This is a genomic window from Mycobacterium sp. TH-M103 (genome assembly GCF_057473785.1).
On the sequence record NZ_JBYCLG010000284.1, the window covers coordinates 1 to 5,250 of the forward strand.

The following is a 5,250-nucleotide window of genomic DNA, read 5'->3' on the forward strand; positions in this document are numbered from 1 at the left end:
GGTGCTGGTCGAGGGCGTGAACCGGATCAAGAAGCACACCGCGGTCTCGACCAACCAGCGGGGGGCGCGCTCGGGCGGGATCGTCACCCAGGAAGCCGCGATCCACGTCTCCAACGTGATGGTGGTCGACTCCGACGGCAAGCCCACGCGGGTCGGCTACCGGACGGACGAGGAGACAGGCAAGCGGGTCCGTATCTCCAAGCGCAACGGCAAGGACATTTGATGACAACTGCGGAACGAGTCATGCCGCGGCTGAAAGAGCGCTACCGCAACGAAATTCGGGATGCGCTGCACAAGCAGTTCGGCTACGGGAACGTCATGCAGATCCCCACCGTCACCAAGGTCGTCGTCAACATGGGCGTCGGCGAGGCGGCCCGGGATGCCAAGCTGATCAACGGCGCCGTCAACGACCTGGCGTTGATCACCGGGCAGAAGCCCGAGGTTCGCAAGGCCCGCAAGTCCATCGCGCAGTTCAAATTGCGCGAGGGGATGCCGATCGGCGTCCGGGTCACCCTGCGCGGGGACCGGATGTGGGAGTTCCTCGACCGGCTCACGTCGATCGCGTTGCCGCGCATCCGCGACTTCCGCGGACTTTCGCCCAAGCAGTTCGACGGTGTCGGCAACTACACCTTCGGGCTGGCCGAGCAGTCGGTGTTCCACGAGATCGACGTGGACAAGATCGACCGCGTCCGGGGTATGGACATCAACGTCGTGACCACGGCGACGACCGACGACGAGGGGCGAGCGCTGCTGCGGGCCCTTGGCTTTCCGTTCAAGGAGAACTGACTATGGCTAAGAAGGCACTGGTTAACAAGGCGGCGCGCAAGCCACGGTTCGCGGTGCGCGCCTACACCCGCTGCAACAGGTGCGGGCGCCCGCGTGCGGTCTATCGCAAGTTCGGGCTGTGCAGGATCTGCCTGCGCGAGATGGCGCACGCCGGCGAATTGCCCGGCGTGCAGAAGAGCAGTTGGTAACGAGCCCACCCAGGATTTGACGACCCCAGAACAGGTTGCGCGGCAGGCCCCATGCGAAATCTTAGGCCGGGAACCACCGCGAGGAAGGTGACAGACGCTGTCATGACCGCGATGACGACGATGCGAAGCTCCGCGATGAACAGGAGCGGGCGCAAATGACGATGACGGACCCGATCGCAGACTTTTTGACGCGTCTGCGCAACGCCAACTCGGCGTACCACGACGAGGTGAGCCTGCCGCACTCGAAGATCAAGGCCAACATCGCCGAGATCCTCAAGCGTGAGGGCTACATCAGCGACTACCGCACCGAGGACGCCCGGGTGGGCAAGTCCCTGGTGGTCCAGCTGAAGTACGGGCCCAGCCGGGAGCGCAGCATCGCGGGGCTGCGACGGGTTTCCAAGCCGGGACTACGGGTGTATGCGAAGTCCACCAACCTGCCGCGGGTTCTCGGCGGCCTGGGCGTGGCGATCATCTCGACCTCCTCGGGTCTGCTCACCGACCGTCAGGCGGCCAGACAGGGCGTGGGCGGCGAAGTCCTCGCGTACGTGTGGTAATGGGAGAGGCAGCGTAAACACAGATGTCGCGTATTGGTAAACGGCCGATTCCGGTTCCCGCCGGGGTCGACGTAACGATCGATGGACAGAGAGTTCTGGTGAAGGGCCCCAAGGGCGCCCTGGACCTGACGGTCGCCGAGCCGATCACCGTGGAGCGCAGCGAGGACGGCGCGATCGTGGTCAACCGCCCCGACGACGAGCGGCGCAACCGCTCGCTGCACGGGCTCTCCCGCACGCTGGTGTCCAACCTGGTCACCGGCGTCACCCAGGGTTACACCACCAAGATGGAGATCTTCGGGGTCGGCTACCGGGTGCAACTCAAGGGTTCCAACCTGGAGTTCGCGCTCGGATACAGCCATCCGGTCGTGATCGAGGCCCCCGAGGGCATCACGTTCGCGGTCGAGTCGCCGACGAAGTTCTCGGTCTCGGGGATCGACAAGCAGAAAGTCGGCCAGATCTCGGCGAACATCCGCCGCCTGCGCCGCCCGGACCCCTACAAGGGCAAGGGCGTGCGCTACGAGGGCGAGCAGATCCGCCGTAAGGTCGGAAAGACAGGTAAGTAGTCATGGCGCAATCACAGACTGACGCCGCCGCGCGAAAGCCGGTGGGGCAGAACATCTCCGCGACCAGGCGGGTCTCCCGTCTGCGCAGGCACGCCCGGCTGCGCAAGAAGGTCTCGGGTACCCCGCAGCGTCCGCGGCTGGTGGTGAACAGGTCCGCGCGGCACATCCATGTGCAACTGGTCAACGACGAAAACGGCACCACGGTGGCGGCCGCATCGTCGATCGAGGCCGACGTGCGCGGCCTGCAGGGAGACAAGAAAGCCCGTAGCGTGCGGGTCGGTCAGCTGATCGCGGAGCGTGCCAAGGCCGCCGGCATCGACAGCGTGGTGTTCGACCGCGGCGGCTACTCCTACGGCGGACGGATCGCGGCGCTGGCCGATGCCGCGCGCGAGAACGGATTGCGATTCTGATGAACGACATCAGCCTGATGACAACTGGAAGGACCGCATAATGGCGGAGCAGTCGGCAGGCGGGCAGGACAGCCGCGACAGCCGCGACTCGCGTGGTGACCGCGACAGCCGGGGTCGCCGCGACGGAGGTGGCCGCGGCGGTCGTGACCGGGACCGCGACGGCGACAAGAGCAACTACCTGGAGCGCGTCGTCGCCATCAACCGCGTCTCCAAGGTGGTCAAGGGTGGGCGGCGCTTCAGCTTCACCGCCCTGGTCATCGTGGGCGACGGCAACGGCATGGTCGGCGTCGGATATGGCAAGGCCAAAGAGGTCCCCGCCGCGATCGCCAAGGGTGTCGAGGAAGCCCGCAAGGGCTTCTTCCGGGTGCCGCTGATCGGCGGCACCATCACCCACCCCGTGCAGGGCGAGGCCGCCGCCGGCGTGGTGCTGCTGCGCCCCGCCAGCCCCGGTACCGGTGTGATCGCCGGCGGTGCGGCGCGCGCGGTGCTGGAATGCGCCGGGGTGCACGACATCCTGGCCAAGTCGTTGGGCAGCGACAACGCGATCAACGTGGTGCACGCCACCGTCGCCGCCCTCAAGCTGCTGCAGCGTCCCGAGGAGGTGGCGGCCCGGCGCGGGTTGCCGATCGAGGACGTCGCCCCGGCCGGCATGCTGCGGGCGCGCCGGGAGAGCGACGCGCTGGCCGCGGCGGCCGCACGTGAAGGAACGGCATAACCATGGCAGCTCTCAAGATCACCCAGGTACGCAGCACGATCGGTGCGCGCTGGAAGCAGCGCGAGAGCCTGCGCACGCTGGGCCTGCGGCGGATCCGCCACTCGGTGATCCGTGAAGACAACGCTCAGACCCGCGGGCTGATCGCGGTGGTGAACCATCTCGTCGAGGTGGAGGAGGCCAAATGACGATCAAACTGCATGACCTGCGCCCGGCGCCCGGGTCGAAGACCGCCCGGACCCGCGTGGGTCGCGGTGAGGGCTCCAAGGGCAAGTCGGCGGGCCGTGGCACCAAGGGCACCAAGGCCCGCAAGAACGTCCCGGCGACGTTCGAGGGCGGGCAGATGCCGATCCACATGCGGCTGCCCAAGCTCAAGGGGTTCAAGAACCGGTTCCGCACCGAGTACGAGATCGTCAACGTCGGCGACATCAACCGGCTGTTCCCGCAGGGTGGATCCATCGGCGTGGACGAGCTGGTGGCCAAGGGCGCGGTCCGCAAGAACTCGTTGGTCAAGGTGCTCGGCGACGGCGAGCTGACCGTCAAGGTCGAGGTGTCCGCGCACAAGTTCAGCGGCAGCGCGCGCGAGAAGATCAGCGCCGCGGGCGGTTCGGCGACCGAGCTGTAGCCCGCGCCACTAGGTGAGCTGCGGGATCACCTCCGCGGCAAGGCGTTCCATCTGCTCGCGGTTCTCCGGGACATCGGTGCCGACGGGGTTGAGCAGCAGCGTCTGGGCTCCGGCGTCGATCACCTCGCGTAGCCCGCGGGCGACGTCGCCGGGCGTTCCCGACACCGGCACCGCATCGATGCCGGGCATCTTGCCGTAAATCCGCCGCAGCCCGGCGAGCACCCGCTCGCGGGCCCGCGCCGCGTCGTCGTCGACCATCAGGTAGACCCGCTTGCCGATCGTGAAGCGCGCCGGATCCTTGCGCTGCTCGTCGAGCTCGCGGCGCACCACTTCGACGGCCCCGGCGAACGCCTCGGTGGTCGACGACCCGGCGCCCAGGAACGCGTCACCGTGGCGCACCGCCCTGGCCAGGGCCTTGGGCGCGAGCCCGCCGAACCAGATCGGCGGGTGCGGCCGCTGCACCGGCTTGGGCGCGACGGGCAGGTCGTCGACGTCGCGGAACCGGCCGTGGAACGTCACCCGCGGTTCGTCGGACCAGGCCGCCTTCATCAGCTCCAGCCCCTCGGTGAAGTAGGAGATGTAGGTCGACTTGTCCACGCCGAACGCGGCGAACCGGCGCGAGCCGCCGCCGGTGCCCACGCCGATGTCCAGCCGCCCGTGGCTGAGCCGGTCCACGGCGGTCGCGGCCGAGGCCAGCTGGAGCGGGTCGTGCAGGGACGTCACCAGCACGGCGACACCCAGCCGCAGCCGTTCGGTGTTCGCCGCACACCACGCCAGCAGTTCCAGGGGCGCCAGCAGCGGCGCCGCCCCGATGATCTGCTCGAGAACCCAGCCCGCCTCGAACCCGAGTTCCTCGGCGCGCGCGAGGTAGGAGCGCAGCCCTGCGGCGTCGAAGCCGTCGTAGTCGAACTGGGGGATGGCGATGGAGAACCTCACCCCCTCACCGTACGGGGCGCGCTCGGTACGCTGGACGGATATGTTTGCCTTCCTGCCCTCGATTCCCGGTGTTCCCGATCTCGGGAAAGACGTCCGTGCCCTGGCCGCCCGGCTCGACACCGCCCGCCACCACGGCGTGCCCAACGGTTGCGTGCTCGAGCTGGACCTGCGCGCGGTGCCGCCGGAGACGACGGGCTTCGACCCGCTGGCGATCATCAGCGGCGGCGGCCGGCCGATGGCGCTGCGCGACACGGTGGCCGCGATCCACCGCGCCGCCGAGGATCCGCGGGTCGCGGGGATGATCGCCCGCGTGCAGCTCGCGGCGTCCCCGGCGGCGGCGGTCCAGGAGCTGCGCGAGGCGATCGCGGCCTTCAGCGCGGCCAAGCCGTCGCTGGCCTGGGCCGAGACCTATCCCGGCACGCTGTCGTACTACCTGGCCTCGGCGTTCCGTGAGGTCTGGATGCAACCGTCGGGAA

At 68.6% G+C, this 5,250-nt stretch carries 11 protein-coding genes; 10 read left to right on the top strand and 1 reads right to left on the bottom strand.

From position 1 onward, the window contains the following. The 9 genes from rplX to rplO all read left to right on the top strand — a co-directional run. Positions 1–223: 50S ribosomal protein L24 (gene rplX, locus AC2VOR_RS16130; RefSeq protein WP_486964111.1), on the top strand; the 223-nt coding region annotated here is incomplete at its 5' end. Further along, on the top strand, positions 223–786 hold the full coding sequence (rplE, locus tag AC2VOR_RS16135) for a 50S ribosomal protein L5 (protein ID WP_369740525.1): 564 nt from the start codon (positions 223–225) through the stop codon (positions 784–786). The genes rplX and rplE, both read left to right, overlap by 1 nt. Positions 787–788: 2 nt before the next feature. Then, positions 789–974: a type Z 30S ribosomal protein S14 gene (locus AC2VOR_RS16140; RefSeq protein ID WP_144949719.1), complete on the top strand. Its 186-nt coding sequence runs from the start codon at positions 789–791 to the stop codon at positions 972–974. 155 nt (positions 975–1,129) lie between these two features. Next, positions 1,130–1,528 (top strand): 30S ribosomal protein S8, encoded by a 399-nt coding sequence (gene rpsH / locus AC2VOR_RS16145; protein ID WP_369740523.1) that lies wholly within the window; start codon positions 1,130–1,132, stop codon positions 1,526–1,528. 23 nt (positions 1,529–1,551) lie between these two features. Then, positions 1,552–2,091 (top strand): 50S ribosomal protein L6, encoded by a 540-nt coding sequence (rplF, locus tag AC2VOR_RS16150; RefSeq protein WP_486964112.1) that lies wholly within the window; start codon positions 1,552–1,554, stop codon positions 2,089–2,091. A gap of 41 nt (positions 2,092–2,132) precedes the next feature. Next, positions 2,133–2,501, top strand: a complete 369-nt coding sequence (rplR, locus tag AC2VOR_RS16155; RefSeq protein WP_369741753.1) for a 50S ribosomal protein L18 — start codon at positions 2,133–2,135, stop codon at positions 2,499–2,501. Between the two features lie 40 nt (positions 2,502–2,541). Beyond that, on the top strand, positions 2,542–3,216 hold the full coding sequence (rpsE, locus tag AC2VOR_RS16160) for a 30S ribosomal protein S5 (protein WP_369740522.1): 675 nt from the start codon (positions 2,542–2,544) through the stop codon (positions 3,214–3,216). Positions 3,217–3,218: 2 nt separating this feature from the next. Beyond that, on the top strand, positions 3,219–3,401 hold the full coding sequence (rpmD, locus tag AC2VOR_RS16165) for a 50S ribosomal protein L30 (protein WP_369740521.1): 183 nt from the start codon (positions 3,219–3,221) through the stop codon (positions 3,399–3,401). Next, positions 3,398–3,838: a 50S ribosomal protein L15 gene (rplO, locus tag AC2VOR_RS16170; RefSeq protein WP_369740520.1), complete on the top strand. Its 441-nt coding sequence runs from the start codon at positions 3,398–3,400 to the stop codon at positions 3,836–3,838. Before rpmD ends, rplO begins: the two co-directional genes overlap by 4 nt. A 9-nt stretch (positions 3,839–3,847) precedes the next feature. Here rplO and AC2VOR_RS16175 read toward each other — a convergent pair whose 3' ends face one another. Continuing rightward, on the bottom strand, positions 3,848–4,774 hold the full coding sequence (locus tag AC2VOR_RS16175) for an LLM class flavin-dependent oxidoreductase (protein ID WP_369740519.1): 927 nt from the start codon (positions 4,772–4,774) through the stop codon (positions 3,848–3,850). Between the two features lie 40 nt (positions 4,775–4,814). Between AC2VOR_RS16175 and AC2VOR_RS16180 the strand changes: the two genes are divergently transcribed. Further along, positions 4,815–5,250: S49 family peptidase (locus AC2VOR_RS16180; protein ID WP_486964113.1), on the top strand; the 436-nt coding region annotated here is incomplete at its 3' end.